Raw genomic sequence first — 14,741 nt, forward strand, 5'->3', positions numbered from 1 at the left:
GCCATGATGCAAGTTGCAGAGGTTCATAATAAAAAAAGGGCACCATATGATGCCCTTTTCGTCCTCAAAGTTATGCCGGTTTCCATCGCAGCAGGCGCATGGCATTGGCGGTTACCAGAACTGTCGCACCGGTATCTGCCAGAATGGCTGGCCACAGACCGGTAATGCCAAGAATTGTGGTGATGAGGAACACCACTTTCAGACCAATGGCGAGCGTAATATTCTGCTTGATATTCGCCATCGTGCTTTTCGACAGGTCAATCATATTGGCGACATCGGTTACGCGGCCATGCATGATCGCAGCATCTGCAGTTTCCAGCGCCACATCAGTGCCGCCGCCCATAGCGATGCCAAGATCAGCTGCGGCGAGAGCAGGAGCATCATTGATGCCATCGCCGATCTTGGCAACGATTTGCTTATTCGCCTTCAGTTCACCAACCACACGGCGTTTGTCTTCTGGCATCATTTCCGCATGGACTTCCATGCCGAGATCACGGCCGATTGCTTCAGCAGTGCGGCGGTTATCACCGGTCAGCATGATGGTGCGGATACCCTGCGCTTGCAAAGCTTTGATACCCTGACGTGCATCTTCACGCGGCTCATCTCGCATGGCGATACCACCGGCAAGCTGCTCGCCGATCATCAGCAGGGAGACAGTCTTGCCCTGATCATTCATATCGGCAATGCGCTTCTGGTCAGCATCCGATATGCTGGTCTTGGCGGCAATTGCTTTCGGCGAGGCCAACAAAATGGCTTTACCGTCAACGGTGCCGGATACGCCTTTACCGCCAAGTGCTGCGCCGTCATGCATTTGCGGCAGGGCGATTTTGCGATCTTCCGCAGCCTTGAGAATGGCAACAGCGAGCGGATGGCTTGAGCCCTGTTCAACGGCTGCCGCATAGCGCAGAACGTCTTCTTCCGTGCTTCCAAAGGCAATAATGTCTGTGACAACTGGCTTGCCTTCTGTCAGCGTGCCGGTTTTGTCAAAAGCAGCCGCGGTCACATGGCCTGCACTTTCCAGCACTGCGCCACCCTTCATCAGCAGGCCGCGGCGCGCACCGGAAGAAAGACCGGCAGCAATCGCGGCAGGTGTCGAAATAACCAGAGCGCAAGGACAGCCGATCAGCAGAATAGCAAGACCTTTATAGACCCACTCATTCCAGTCACCACCGGCAACAAGCGGCGGGATGACTGCCACCAAAGCGGCGAGAACCATGACCGCTGGCGTGTACCAGACCGAGAACCGGTCGATAAAACGCTCAGTCGGGGCTTTGGATTCCTGTGCTTCTTCAACCTGCGCGATAATGCGGGCAATGGTGTTGTTCTGCGCCGTGGCCGTGACCTTAACGCGTAGCACCGCATCAGCATTGATGGTGCCTGCAAAAACCTTGTCGCCCGGTTCTTTGTTTTTCGGTGTACTTTCACCGGTCACAGGAGCCTCATCAACCGCACTGTTGCCGCTGATCACTTCACCATCCGCTGCAATCCGGTCACCCGGACGCACCAGAATAATCGCACCAAGGGCAACACTTGCCGCATCCTGTTCAATAATCTGACCGTCTTTTTCGACGCGGGCAGTTTTTGGTACCAGATCAGCAAGACCACGAATGGAGTTGCGCGCACGCCGCGCTGCAACACCTTCGAGAAGCTCACCGATCAGAAACAGGAAGACAACCATCGCGGCTTCTTCCACCGCACCGATAAACAGCGCGCCAACAGCGGCAACGGTCATCAGTGTTTCAATAGAGAATGGCGTGCCGAAACGGGCGCCGGCCAAAGCGCGGCGGGCAATCGGCACCAGCCCCACCAACATCGCAGCGGAGAAAATATAGAGCGCATATTGCGGTACGAAATGACCGATAATATAGGCGGCAACCAGTGCCGTACCTGCCGCAATGGTCAGCTTGGCCTTGCCCTGCTGCCACCATGGCTTGTTGTCTTCATCGGTGCCGTGATCATGCATATGCAGCGGTGAGGTTTCTTTGATTTTCTCTTGCTTCTGCTCGTGCGAATGATCGTGGCTGTGGGTTTTATGATCATGTGCGCTGTGGTCATGTCCTGCATGGTCATGGTTGTGATGGCTATGATCGTGGTCATGATCGCCGGAGCAGGCATGAGCCTCGGTTTCCGGTTCTGCAACTGCTGCGCCTTGACTGGCACCCATATAGCTGGATTTATAACCGAGTTTCTTCAACTGGCCGGTAATGGCATCGGCCTCTATACCATTATGGGTAACAGTCATCGTGCCTTTGGTCACAGAGACACTGACGTCACTGATCTGGTTGCCAAGGCGGCGCACGGCTGTATCAATTTTCATGGCGCAGGAGGCGCAATCCATGCCTTCAACGCGGAATTTATCCTGACGGACGGGACCGGACATCACCAATTTCCTTTTCACTTGCATCTTTTAAAAAACACCCTAAATGCTCTAGTGGCTATAGGAGCAAGCGGTTAAATGGATAAAAAAGGTTATACGATTGGCAAGGTTGCGGAACGCAGCGGTGTTAAAGTGCCAACCATCCGTTTTTATGAGCAAATCGGGCTGATACGCGAGCCGGAACGCACGGAGAATCAGCGGCGGGAATATGGCGCGGAAGATATTAAGCGCCTGTCCTTTATCCGTCATGCACGCGATCTCGGCTTTGAAATTAATGATATCCGTGAATTGCTGGCTATGACCGAGACGCCTAACGCCTCCTGTCACGAGGCAGATTCGATTGCGCGACGTCACCTTGATGAGATTGAAGACAGGATTGAGCGGCTGTCAGCCTTGCGTGATGAATTGCGCCGCATGGTGAGTGAGTGCGATCACGGGCGCTTATGTGAATGCAGGGTCATTCAGATTCTGGAAGATCACGGTCAGTGCGGCCACGATCACGATCATCCGGTGACAACGCTTAAATAACGAATTGAATGAGAGAGGAATGGACGTGACTGTAACCATTTACGGCATTAAAAATTGTGACACTATGCGTAAAGCGCAGGACTGGCTGAGCGAACAGAATATCGCTTTCGATTTTCATGATTATAAGAAGGTTGGTCTGGATCGTGCCAAGCTGGAAAACTGGTGCGAAAAGCTGGGCTGGGAAACGGTGATTAATCGCGCAGGCCAGACATTCCGCAAACTTGATGATGCACAGAAACAGGATCTGACAGAAGCCAAGGCCATTGAGCTGATGCTCGGCAATCTGTCGATGATCAAACGCCCGGTTTTGGAAAAAGACGGCAAATTACTGGCTGGTTTTAAACCGGAGATTTATGCTGAATTTTTTGCATGAATTTTATTGAGCACAGGTAAGGGTCTGAAAAGAAAAGTCTCAGACCGTGGCGAAAATGGTGATTTTGAGAACCGGAACGCAATGTACTTATAGGTACGTGAGTACCGGAAGCGCAGAAACTGCCATTTGTAGCCCGGTATGTGGCTTTTAGTTCAGAGCTTATAGAGCAGCTGGCCGCTTGTTCAGCTCCGGCTCCGCCAGATAATCATGATAGCTGACGCAGCGCACGTCATTGCGCTTGCAGACATCACGGGCAAAGCGCTCCAGTGCATTCCAGTAAGCGCCATTATTCATCAGCACAAAATGAAAGCCCATTTGGAGCGGAATACGCTGGCCGTTATATTGCTTGTTGAAGGCATTGATAAAGGCATCATAGCTGCGTTGTTCAAAAAGCGCAGCCTGTTCCGGTTTCTCTTTGCCGCCTGAATGGCGCACATAGAGATTGTAATCCATCGCAATCACCGGCCGTGCGGAAGGGCCTTCCGGTATCAGCGGCAGACCAAAGCTTTTTAATCCGGCGAAATTTTTCGGCAATTCAGGGCCTGAGGTCACGCCGCTGGCCTGATAGGTGAAGCCGCTGTCGCGCAAAGCTGTTTGCACCGGTTTATCATCAGAGAGATAGGGCGCGCGAAAACCGGTGATCTTGTTGTAAACAAGGTTTTTCCAGCCTTCCGGTTCGCCGTCGATTTTATTGGCCTTCCAGGCATTACCGACAATATTGCGGAACGCCTGAATTTCCTGCGCCCATTCTTTTGCCGTCCAGCTTTTGCCATCGAAATGGCCGCAGCCGTGACTGGCGATTTCATGACCTTCCAGATTGGCTTTCCACACCTGATCGAGGCGTGTGGCAATTTCTGCTTTATCCTGTGCAAAGCCGACATTGGAGCGGCCTGCTTTCATCCGTGGTGGCTGATATTGCGTGCGGTCTGCGCGTTCCAGATAAAAGACGCAGGAGAGAAAATAGGTAAAACGCGCACCGGTTTCCTGCCCCAAGGCGCGGCTACGCTGCCAAAGCTTATTATCATGTGCCCCGTCGAAAGAGATTATCACCACCTGTTTCGGGCGGCTGTCATTTGTCTCTGTTCTTTGAGGCTGAGACGTTGCCAGATCCGGCATAGCCTGTGCAGTCGTTGCAAAGCACAGAAAAGCGGCAAAACCGGCGGCAATAAGTTTTTGCATAAAGACAGGCTCATGTGGTGGTGGGAAGGGGTGGAAGTACAGTGATTAGAGCATTTCCAGTAAAAGTGCGAAGCACCTCCGCAGGGAAATCAGTTCGCCGGACTGATTTCTTTTCCTGCTGCGATACGCCGGATAATGCGTAAAACAAACAATTACAGGGGTTCCAACGATTTAGTCTTAACTGGAACCGCTGTAAGGATGAAATGTGGCAAAGGACAGGCATATTATCGTAATAAATCCGCTGTTCAGGTGCAGGATTAAGGAATTATGCAGGAAATCACAATCGGGGCTACCATCTGCCGCCGATTCCGACTAAAAGCCGGATAGGTGTTTTTAATGGCTGGTCAGCTCGTGCTGTCAGGTCTATTGATGCATATTCAATTTTGTTACAGGGTTTCACAGGGTATCCATGACAGACGACAGCTTTATCCGCGAAGTCAACGAAGAGCTCCGCTCCGAACAGGTGCGCGCTGTATGGCGGCGTTTCGGTCCGATTTTGATCGGCGGCGCGGTGGCAGTTGTTATCGGTACGGCCGGTTATGTCGGTTATGAATACTGGCGTGAGAGCAAGGCAGCCGTGTCGGGCGACCAGTTTCTGGCAGCGCTTGATTTGGCTGGCGAAAATAAAAATGATGAAGCTCTGAGCGCTTTGAAGACACTGGAAACAGAAGGTGCCGGTGCTTATCCTTTGCTGGCACAGTTGCGCTCTGCCACCTTGCTTGAGCAGAAGAAAGACATGGCCGGTGCAGTCAGCGCTTTTGATGCTGTTGCGGAAGATAGCAAAGCACCTGCTGCGCTGCGTGATGTTGCAAAGCTGCGTGCGGCCTATATTCTGGTTGATACCGGTTCCTATGACGATGTTGCCAAACGCGCAGAAACACTGAGCGCCGATGGTAATCCGATGCGCGGTTCTGCCCGTGAAGTGCTGGGGCTGGCTGCTTACAAAGCAGGGCGTGCAGATGATGCCCGCAAACTGTTCCAGCAAAATGCAGACGATGCGGCAATTCCTGCCAATCTTCGTCAGCGTGCCAATACAATGCTCGATCTGATGCGCAGCACTGAGGCTGCCGCAAAGAATTAAGACGTTTCATTCTGAAACGCATAAAAACAAAAAGATAGAGCGTTTTCCGCCTTCGGAGACTGCTCTATAAGACGGAAAACAAGCTGAATGAGCTTTACACTCGCAATTATCGGACGTCCGAATGTCGGCAAGTCCACACTGTTTAACCGTATTGTCGGGCGCAAACTGGCGCTGGTCGATGATACGCCGGGTGTTACCCGTGACCGCCGTATTCACGACGGCAAGCTCTATGATCTGCACTTCAAAGTTATTGATACTGCGGGGCTGGAAATTGCCGAAGCCAGTACGCTGGAAGGCCGTATGCGCGCGCAGACCGAAGCCGCGATTGACGAGGCCGATGCGGTTCTGTTCGTGATTGATGCCAAAGCCGGTCTGACACCGACAGATATTGAATTCGCGCAATTGGTGCGCAAATTCAGCAAGCCGATTATATTGGTTGCCAATAAATCGGAAGCGCGTGGCTCCGATGCCGGTTTGTATGATGCATACCGCTTAGGTCTTGGCGAGCCTTGCCCGATTTCCGCCGAGCATGGTCAGGGTCTGCCTGATCTGCGCGATGCGATTGTGGAAGTGATCGGGAAGGAAAAAGCTTTCGCGGAAGAAGAGGCTTCGGAAGCCTTCACGCCGGAAACGATTGGCGCGCTGGTTGGTGAAGATGTAAGTGATGAGGATGATGAAGTCATTCCGGCTTACGACGACACCAAGCCTTTGCAGATTGCCATTGTGGGTCGCCCGAATGCTGGTAAATCCACTCTGATCAATACTATGCTCGGTCAGGATCGTCTGCTGACAGGGCCTGAAGCCGGTATCACGCGTGATTCTATTTCCGTTGAGTGGGAATGGCGTGGCCGCAGCGTGAAATTGTTTGATACTGCTGGTCTGCGCCGTAAAGCACGCGTGCAGGAAAAGCTGGAAAAGCTCTCCGTTGCTGATGGTCTGCGTGCTATTCGCTTTGCGGAAGTGGTGATTATCGTTCTTGATGCAACGATTCCTTTTGAAAAGCAGGATTTGCAGATCATTGATCTGATTATTCGTGAAGGCCGTGCGCCGATCATTGCTTTCAATAAATGGGATCTGATCGAAGACCGTCAGGCATTGCTGGCGGATCTGCGTGAAAAGACCGAGCGCTTGCTACCGCAGGTTCGTGGTATCCGTGCTGTGCCGATTTCCGGTGAAACCGGCCACGGTATTGATAAGCTGATGGAAAGCGTTGAGCTGACACATCGTATCTGGAATTCGCGTATTTCCACAGGACGCCTGAATCGTTGGCTCGAAGGTGTGATTACCCATCATCCGCCGCCGGCTGTTTCCGGTCGTCGCCTTAAAGTCAAATATATGACACAGGTTAAGACACGTCCGCCGGGCTTTATGGTGTCCTGCTCGCGTCCTGATGTGATGCCGCAATCTTATGTGCGTTATCTCATCAATGGTCTGCGTGAGACATTCGAAATGCCGGGCGTGCCAATTCGCTTGTCGCTGCGCACTTCGGAAAATCCTTTTGCCGGTCGTGCAAAAAAGAAGCGCTGATGTCATCTTAATGATGTAGTCTCAAAACCCTGCCGGAAGTGTTTCGGCAGGGTTTTTTTGTTATGCATGAGTAAGTTGAGATGCAGTTGATCTTCCTCAGTCATCCGCAGGTTATTATCGATCCGGCAGTGCCGGTTGAACGCTGGTGTTTATCTCCGCTGGGCAGGGCGACATTACAGTGCTTTCTTGAGCGCGGTATCTGGCCGGCTCCGGATGTTATCTGGAGTAGCATGGAAACCAAAGCGCAGGAGACAGCTGAGTTGCTGGTTGCGCATTTTAACTGCACTGCACAAAGCGACATTCGGCTGGGCGAAAATGACCGTTCAGCAACAGGGTTTTTACCTGTTGCTGAATTTGAAAACGTTGCTGATCAGTTTTTTTGCGCAACCGGATTGTTCTGTACGTGGTTGGGAAAGTGCGGCAGATGCACAAGCGAGAATTTGTGCTGTTATGAATGAAATTATAGCGGAGAGCGCCAAGGCTCAGCATAAAACAGTGGTAATTTGCGGTCATGGAGCAACCGGAACGCTGCTTTATTGTGCATTGGCGGGTGTGCCAATCTCCCGTCATTACGATCAGTCTTCGCAAGGCCATTATTGGTGCTATGACACTGTGAGAAAACAGATGTTGCACCATTGGCGGAACATCGCCGAATTCACTTGATAATGATTACAGTCTTGCATCACCTTTCATGGTTCTGTAGTCAGAGGATATGCAGGTCCTGACAGTGCTGCCAGCTTGCAGAAAATTGCAGGAGAGTGCGGCATGGCACAAATTATTTCCACGGATGTTTCTTCTTTAAAACTGGCTGCTGAGGTATTGGGCGCAGGCAAACTTGCTGCCTTGCCGACAGAGACTGTCTACGGGCTGGCGGCGGATGCCACCAATGGCAGTGCGGTTGCCGGTATTTTTTCTGCCAAGGGACGGCCGCATTTCAATCCGCTGATTGCCCATATGGCGACACTTGATATGGCTGAGCGCTATGTGGTGTTTGATGATCTCTCCCGTAAACTTGCAGAGAAATTCTGGCCGGGGCCGCTGACACTGGTATTACCTCTGCGTGAAGGCGCTGCAATTCATCCGCTGGTAACCGCGGGTCTCACAACTCTCGCCATTCGTATGCCGCGCGGGCCGATTGCTGAAATCATTGCCGCGCTTGATCGCCCGCTGGCAGCACCGAGCGCCAATAGCTCTGGTCGTATCAGTGCCACTTCGGCACAGGCGGTGCAGGATGATCTGGGCGCTAAGCTTGATCTGATTGTTGATGGCGGTGCTTGTGTTGTCGGGCTGGAATCCACCATTGTTAAAATTGAAAATGGTCAGGCCTATCTGCTGCGTCCGGGCGGGTTGGCGGCAGAAGAGATTGAGGCTTTCATTGGTGAGCCGCTGCATCGTCTGGATCAGCGTGCGGCTATTCAGGCGCCGGGGATGATGGCGTCACATTATGCACCAGATGCCGCGATGCGGTTGAATATTTCGGAAGTGTATGAAGGCGAAGCGCTACTTGCCTTTGGAGCGCAGCGAGCAACCGGTGCTGACAAAGCCGTTGCTGTTTTGAATTTAAGTCCTTCGGGCGATCTGCATGAAGCTGCCGTGCATTTGTTCGATTATATGAAGCGGCTGGATGCAGCAGGCGCGAAAACAATCGCCGTTGAGCCGGTGCCGCATCATGGCTTGGGCGAAGCAATTAATGATCGACTATCGCGCGCGGCTGCGCCGCGCGATTAGTTGAATTTGGGCGGCTGCACCGCGTGACTAATTAGATTTGGACGGAAACAGATGATGATGTCAGATGATTTGATTGCGCGTTTCACGGCAATTGTCGGTGAGAGAAACGCACTGCACGATCCGGTCGATCAGATTTCCTATTTGAGCGAGCCGCGTGATCTGTTTCATGGCCGCGCCGCTTTGGTTCTGCGCCCTGCAACGGTGGAGGAAGTCTCTGCCATTATGAAGCTGGCCTATGAGACAGCAACACCTGTGGTGCCGCAGGGCGGCAATACCGGACTTGTCGGTGCGCAGCAGCCGGATACCAGCGGACGAGCCGTTATTCTCTCGCTGTCGCGGCTCAATCAAATCCGCAATATTGACACGACCGGCAATCTCGTCACGGTTGAAGCCGGTGTTATCCTGCAAAATTTGCAAGATGCTGTGCAGGATGCAGGACGGTTGTTTCCGTTGTCCTTGGGTGCAGAAGGTTCCTGCCAGATTGGCGGTAATCTCTCATCCAATGCGGGAGGCACGGCTGTGCTTGCCTATGGCAATATGCGCGAATTATGCCTTGGTCTCGAAGTGGTGTTGCCTGACGGTCAGGTGCTGAACGACTTGCGCCGCGTGAAAAAAGACAATACCGGCTATGACCTGCGTGATCTGTTTATCGGAGCAGAAGGCACGCTTGGTGTTATCACTGCGGCGGTGCTGAAAATTCATCCGCAGCCGAAAGGCAAGGCGGTCGCCTATGTTGGATTGCAGTCGGTGCAAGATGTGGTGCAGCTTTTCCGTTTGGCGACCGATCAGGCAGGGCAGGCACTGACCGGTTTTGAACTGATGCCGCGTATTGGTATGGAATTTATTCTGCGCCATATTGCGGAAGCACGTGACCCGCTGGAAAAGACCTATCCTTGGTATGTGCTGGCGGAGATTTCTTCTGCTCGTTCTGAGGCAGACGCACTGGAAATGCTGGAAGCAATCCTGAGTGAAGGTTTCGAGAGCGGAATGGTGCAAGATGCCGCCATTGCACAAAATGGTGCGCAGGCTGATCTGTTCTGGAAAATGCGCGAAGAGATGTCTCCGGCTCAGAAGCCGGAAGGCGGCTCAATCAAACATGATATCTCGGTACCTGTTGCCTCCATCCCTGCTTTCATTGCAGAAGCCGCAGTGGCGGTTGAAGAGATGATCCCGTCGGCGCGTGTCGTTTGTTTCGGCCATATTGGCGATGGCAATTTGCATTATAATGTTTCGCAGCCGGTTGGTGCGGATAAGCAGGCTTTTCTGGGACGCTGGCACGAGCTGAACCACCGTATCCATACTATTGTCATGCGCTATAATGGCTCGATCTCCGCGGAGCATGGCATCGGCGCGTTAAAGCGTGAAGAATTGCGCGCGTTTAAACAGCCGCTGGCATTAGAACTGATGCGCCGTATTAAACAGGCTTTTGACCCGAAGAATATTATGAATCCGGACAAGCTGCTTTGAGCTGAGCCTTGTTTCGATCTTTAAGATTTTAAACGCTGAGCCGTCGTTTCGTTAAGAAGCGGCGGCTCAATTGTTAAGATGAGCCCGTGTTACGCACCGCTCATCATAAACGAGCGGTAAATATCCACATTTTGAACCGGAAAATTGCGGTTAGCAAAAGATTGATACGCAACAAGCGTGTTTAATGCGGATTTAATGTCCACAGGCGCAGCCTTAACAACTGGTTGCTGGGCTACAGCGAATTTCAGAGAATATTCAGAAATGAGAGCCTTTGCCTAAGTAAAAAGGCTCTGAAAAGGTACAAGCACCTCAGTTTGTTTAGCTCTTGTTAAAAATCATAAATATTTACCGGTTTGGTACGGTTAAGCTGTGTTTACCGGCCTTGCTGAAGTCTTAACTGTGGTTGGAATCTGTAAACCATTTTGCCAAAGACCGAAGTATTAACCCTGTCATTTAAGCAGATTGGTGACTTGCATCAGCTATTCTTGCATTCAACGAGACCACAAAGGTCCGATAGAAAAAAAGAACCGACAGTAAAACAATAACAGCGGTTCTCAGAAGGTACAGGGCAAGAAAATGATGAACCAGATGCTGGAAAAACAGGACAAACCAGTTTGGGCGAGCAGAGAGATCCGTCTCGATCCTTCGCAGTTCCCGCAGAGCATTTCTTATGCTTCAACGGGCGAGCAGGACGATGTGACCTTCACGATCAATGAACGTGGCGCAGTATTGCGACGTGTTCTGCCATCAAGCGGTTTGCCAATGTCTGTAGCGCTGCCAGCGCATGTATTTCTGGGCGTAACAGCGCGTGCAGTTGAGGATGAGAACGGTTTGATTACCGTGACACTGGAACTGATGCACGAAGACCCGCAAATGTCTGTGCCGCTGCTGGTTGCACATGATCTGGATGATGTGGCCGCAGATTGGCATGCATGGGCAAATGCCTACAAACTGCCGATGCTGCTGGTTGAAGCTGATGGTGTTGCGCGTCCGGTGCATGACACAATCGGCGGTGTGGCAGCTTCGGCCAGCACAGAGCGTCGTCAGGGACAGGAGCAGCGCCGTCGTCGCCCGCGCTTTCTGGCGCGACGTAAAACCGGTTCGCTGGGCGTGACTTTAAAGATTTCCGGCCGTGAGATTATCTCACGTGTTTAATAAACCGGAGATTATTGCTCGCGTTTGAAAAAAAGCTGAGATTATTGCGCGGGTTTGAAAAAGCGGAATAATTGTTCGCGGGTGAACGACATTGAAATCACTGCTCGCGGGAATGTGAATGGCCGTAATAGTGCTGCAGGTATAAAAATTAAGAATATTACGCGAAAGTGCGAATTGAATATGTGATCTCCAGTCACAGAACATGCGAAGACCGTATATCTGCGAAGATATACGGTCTTTTTTTATTCATTTTTTGCGGGAGAGGAATGCGCCGACGGCCTGCGCGGTTTCTGCTGATTTCAGACGTTCTGCAAAAATCTGCGCTTCACGATCAATACGCTCGGTTAGCGGTTCAGGCTGGCTTTTCAGCAATTTACGGGTCAGTTGCAGAGCTGTTGGCGGGCGTGCTGCCAGCTTCTGCGCAGCGTTCAACACTTCAGATTCCAGCGCATCTTCCGCCACAATACGCCAGACAAGACCGGCTTCAAGCGCCTGTTCAGCGCTCATAGCTTCTCCCATTGCCAGCAGAGCAAAGGCACGCTGATGACCCATGATTCCGGGAGCAAGCAGTGTTGAACCTGCCTCCGGTACCAGTCCGAGATCAACAAACGGGGTGTGGAAAACAGCGCGCGGCGTAGCAAAAGTCAGGTCGCAATGCAGATTTAGCGTCGTGCCAACGCCAATCGCCAGACCATCAACGCCTGAAATCAGAGGTTTGCGGGATTGGGATAATGTGTGCAGGAAGTCGACAATTTCGCCGCCGAGACTACCCTGAGACAAAGCCGCAGTCATAAAGTCCTGCATATCATTACCGGATGAGAATGCACCGGGCAGACCGAAAATTACGTTGACGCGGATATTGTCATCGCTGTCAGCCTGTTTCAAAGCCTCGGCAATGCCGTGATACATGTCACGTGTGATGGCGTTTTTCTTATCCGGACGGTTCATACGGATAATCTGCACGGCATCGTGGCGTTCTGTTTTAATAAAGTCGCTCATCGTCAAATATCCTGCAGAAGCTTGGTTGCATATGTGAGGTTGGCCGCGCCATCAAGAACAACCTGTTTCAGCCCTGCTGTTTCCTGCAAGGTATTTTGCGCAAAGAAGGCAGCCAGTGCGGCTGAATTATCGTCATGCAATCCTGCTTTGGTCAGATAGAGTGCGCCGACAGTGAGTGAAAGCAGACGTTGATAGGCTGTGGCACCGCAAAGCGCCGTCTGATTGTCACCTTTGACAATGCAGTCCTGCAAGAAGCGTGTGGCTTCTTCTGCTGTGTTCAAGGCGAGTTCAAGCTGCGGTGCGATAATCTTGAGTGTATCGGATGCTTTTGCCTGTTCGGTAATGTCTCGTAATTCTTGCAAAAATCCATGAATATGACCGCCATTTTCCAATGGCAGTTTACGCATCACCAGATCAATGGCCTGAATGCCGTTGGTGCCTTCATAAATCGGGAGGATACGAGCGTCGCGCAGTAATTGGGCAGCGCCGGTTTCTTCAATATAGCCCATGCCGCCATGCACCTGAATGCCGAGTGAGGCGACATCTACGCCGCTATCGGTAGAGAAAGCTTTGGCGAGCGGGGTCAGCAGGCTGGCGCGGTTTGCCCAGAATGTGCCATTGGCATGATCGGCCTTTGCCATATCGAGTGCCTGTGCGGTCGCATAGCAGATAGAGCGCGAGGCTTGTGTCAGTCCCTTCATGGTCAGCAACATGCGCGCTACATCCGGATGCTCGATGATCGGGCTCATCCCTGCACCTTTGGCTGCATTTAAAGAACGCCCTTGTCGGCGTTCTGCTGCATAGGCGCGGGCTTTTTGATAGGCTGCTTCTGCTACAGCCACACCCTGAATGCCAACCAGCAGGCGGGCATTGTTCATCATGGTGAACATGCAGGCGAGACCCTTATGCTCTTCGCCGATCAGATAGCCGACAGCGCCTTTTTCACCGGTATCACCAAAGCCGTCACCATAAATCATGGTGCAGGTTGGTGAAGCGTGAAGACCGAGCTTTTCTTCCAGCCCTGCGCAAAACACATCATTGCGTGCGCCAAGTGAACCATCTTCATTGACCAGATATTTCGGCACCAGAAACAATGAAATTCCCTTAGTACCTGCCGGTGCATCGGGTAGACGTGCCAGTACCAGATGCACGATATTGTCGGTCAGATCATGCTCACCATAGGTGATGAAAATTTTCTGCCCGAAAATCCGGTAGCTGCCGTCATCTGCCCGTTCAGCGCGGCTGCGCAAAGCACCAAGATCAGAACCGGCTTGCGGCTCGGTGAGGTTCATGGTGCCGGACCATTCACCGGAGATCAGTTTCTCAAGATAGGTGTTTTTCAGCGCATCACTGGCATGGTGCTCCAGTGCTTCCACTGCACCCATGGTCAGGGTGGAGGCAATGGCAAAACCGAGTGAGCCGGAATTCCACATTTCCGCAACAGCAACCGAAAGTAAGGTTGGTAACCCCTGACCACCATAGGCGGTATCGCCGGTCAGCGCGTTCCATCCGCCATCTGTCCAGTCTTTATAGAGCGCCTTCCAGCCCTCTGTCGTTGTAACTTCTGCATTTTTGAGTGTGGCGCCTTGCTGGTCGCCTTTGGTGCGTAGCGGCGTGATGCGCGTCTCACTGAATCTGGCAGCTTCCTGCAAAATCGCGTCGATAATATCCGGTGAAAGCTCAGAGAAAAGCTCTGTTTTTAAAAGCTCCGGCAGGCCTGCAACCTGATTGAGTGTCTGGCTGATCTGATTCAGTGGTGCGCGATACATTGTTCCTCCACATTCTGACCGTGAAAGGTCATCTCCCAAAGCTTGCCCATGTGCTGTCAGTACTGAGCAGGGCTCTTCCGGTTGTTTGGATTAAAAGCTATCGGCTTATTACGTAAACGTCAATCTTTCTTGATGTTTTTCCTTTGGCTGCTGAGAATGATGATATCTCCATTCTTGCGTGAAGCCACCATATCCATATGCATCAGCGCGTACGTCGAAAATATGAATATAACTTTCTTCATGCAAGTTGCTGAAAAGCTTAGAAAAGCCTTCAAAAGCTTTATGGATATAAAGCGCTTTTTCGTCTTTAGTGTTCGTCTCATCAGTTATTCTGATGTCAAAATAGATGCTTGTTTTGTTTATTTCATGCAGTGACATGCCAGCGATATACCAGTCTTGTGGATGCACGTAATCAATAGCAATAGATGTTAATGAGGGGTCTTTTTTAAGAATTTTGCTCGTCAAACTGAGTAATAAAGTAACGATTTTACGGGTCAGTTCTTCAGATCTTGGAGCGCTGACTTTGACATTGAGAATGGGCATATTCTTCTCCTTAGT

13 protein-coding genes are annotated in these 14,741 nt (G+C 51.7%); 8 read left to right on the plus strand and 5 right to left on the minus strand.

The annotated features are described in order from the left end of the window. Positions 1-70: 70 nt before the first annotated feature. The gene (locus tag QUF18_RS04730; RefSeq protein ID WP_289385693.1) at positions 71-2,380 is read right to left on the minus strand and encodes a heavy metal translocating P-type ATPase; all 2,310 of its coding nucleotides are present in this window, start codon (positions 2,378-2,380) and stop codon (positions 71-73) included. Positions 2,381-2,455: 75 nt separating this feature from the next. On the opposite strand from QUF18_RS04730, the gene QUF18_RS04735 reads away from it, so the two are divergent. Both QUF18_RS04735 and QUF18_RS04740 read left to right on the plus strand, forming a co-directional pair. Beyond that, positions 2,456-2,905 (plus strand): MerR family transcriptional regulator, encoded by a 450-nt coding sequence (locus tag QUF18_RS04735; protein WP_289385695.1) that lies wholly within the window; start codon positions 2,456-2,458, stop codon positions 2,903-2,905. Between the two features lie 25 nt (positions 2,906-2,930). After that, positions 2,931-3,278, plus strand: a complete 348-nt coding sequence (locus QUF18_RS04740) for an ArsC family reductase (RefSeq protein WP_289386148.1) — start codon at positions 2,931-2,933, stop codon at positions 3,276-3,278. Positions 3,279-3,437: 159 nt separating this feature from the next. Here the strand turns inward: QUF18_RS04740 and QUF18_RS04745 are convergent, their stop codons facing one another. Beyond that, the gene (locus QUF18_RS04745; protein WP_289385698.1) at positions 3,438-4,457 is read right to left on the minus strand and encodes a polysaccharide deacetylase family protein; all 1,020 of its coding nucleotides are present in this window, start codon (positions 4,455-4,457) and stop codon (positions 3,438-3,440) included. Between the two features lie 409 nt (positions 4,458-4,866). Here QUF18_RS04745 and QUF18_RS04750 point away from each other — a divergent pair, with 409 nt between their 5' ends. From QUF18_RS04750 to QUF18_RS04775, 6 genes are all read left to right on the plus strand, one after another. After that, on the plus strand, positions 4,867-5,538 hold the full coding sequence (locus QUF18_RS04750; RefSeq protein WP_289385699.1) for a tetratricopeptide repeat protein: 672 nt from the start codon (positions 4,867-4,869) through the stop codon (positions 5,536-5,538). An 87-nt stretch (positions 5,539-5,625) separates the two neighbouring features. Further along, on the plus strand, positions 5,626-7,065 hold the full coding sequence (gene der / locus QUF18_RS04755; RefSeq protein ID WP_289385701.1) for a ribosome biogenesis GTPase Der: 1,440 nt from the start codon (positions 5,626-5,628) through the stop codon (positions 7,063-7,065). A gap of 135 nt (positions 7,066-7,200) precedes the next feature. Then, positions 7,201-7,728, plus strand: coding sequence for a histidine phosphatase family protein (locus QUF18_RS04760; RefSeq protein WP_289385703.1), 528 nt, complete (start codon positions 7,201-7,203; stop codon positions 7,726-7,728). 102 nt (positions 7,729-7,830) lie between these two features. Continuing rightward, positions 7,831-8,793, plus strand: coding sequence for an L-threonylcarbamoyladenylate synthase (locus tag QUF18_RS04765; RefSeq protein ID WP_289385706.1), 963 nt, complete (start codon positions 7,831-7,833; stop codon positions 8,791-8,793). Positions 8,794-8,850: 57 nt separating this feature from the next. Then, positions 8,851-10,260, plus strand: a complete 1,410-nt coding sequence (locus QUF18_RS04770) for an FAD-binding oxidoreductase (RefSeq protein WP_374806460.1) — start codon at positions 8,851-8,853, stop codon at positions 10,258-10,260. A gap of 588 nt (positions 10,261-10,848) precedes the next feature. Continuing rightward, complete coding sequence (locus QUF18_RS04775; protein ID WP_289386150.1) at positions 10,849-11,415, plus strand: DUF6101 family protein; 567 nt, start codon at positions 10,849-10,851, stop codon at positions 11,413-11,415. 246 nt (positions 11,416-11,661) lie between these two features. Here QUF18_RS04775 and QUF18_RS04780 read toward each other — a convergent pair whose 3' ends face one another. The 3 genes from QUF18_RS04780 to QUF18_RS04790 form a co-directional block, all read right to left on the minus strand. Continuing rightward, entirely contained in the window at positions 11,662-12,414 is a 753-nt protein-coding gene (locus QUF18_RS04780) for a crotonase/enoyl-CoA hydratase family protein (RefSeq protein WP_289385708.1), read from the minus strand. Positions 12,415-12,416: 2 nt separating this feature from the next. After that, the gene (locus QUF18_RS04785) at positions 12,417-14,183 is read right to left on the minus strand and encodes an acyl-CoA dehydrogenase family protein (protein ID WP_289385710.1); all 1,767 of its coding nucleotides are present in this window, start codon (positions 14,181-14,183) and stop codon (positions 12,417-12,419) included. A 108-nt stretch (positions 14,184-14,291) separates the two neighbouring features. Beyond that, on the minus strand, positions 14,292-14,726 hold the full coding sequence (locus QUF18_RS04790; protein ID WP_289385713.1) for a tautomerase family protein: 435 nt from the start codon (positions 14,724-14,726) through the stop codon (positions 14,292-14,294). Positions 14,727-14,741: the final 15 nt, after the last annotated feature.

It is taken from the genome of Pseudochrobactrum kiredjianiae, assembly GCF_030362795.1.
In the GTDB taxonomy this organism is placed as follows: Bacteria; Pseudomonadota; Alphaproteobacteria; order Rhizobiales; family Rhizobiaceae; genus Pseudochrobactrum; species Pseudochrobactrum kiredjianiae.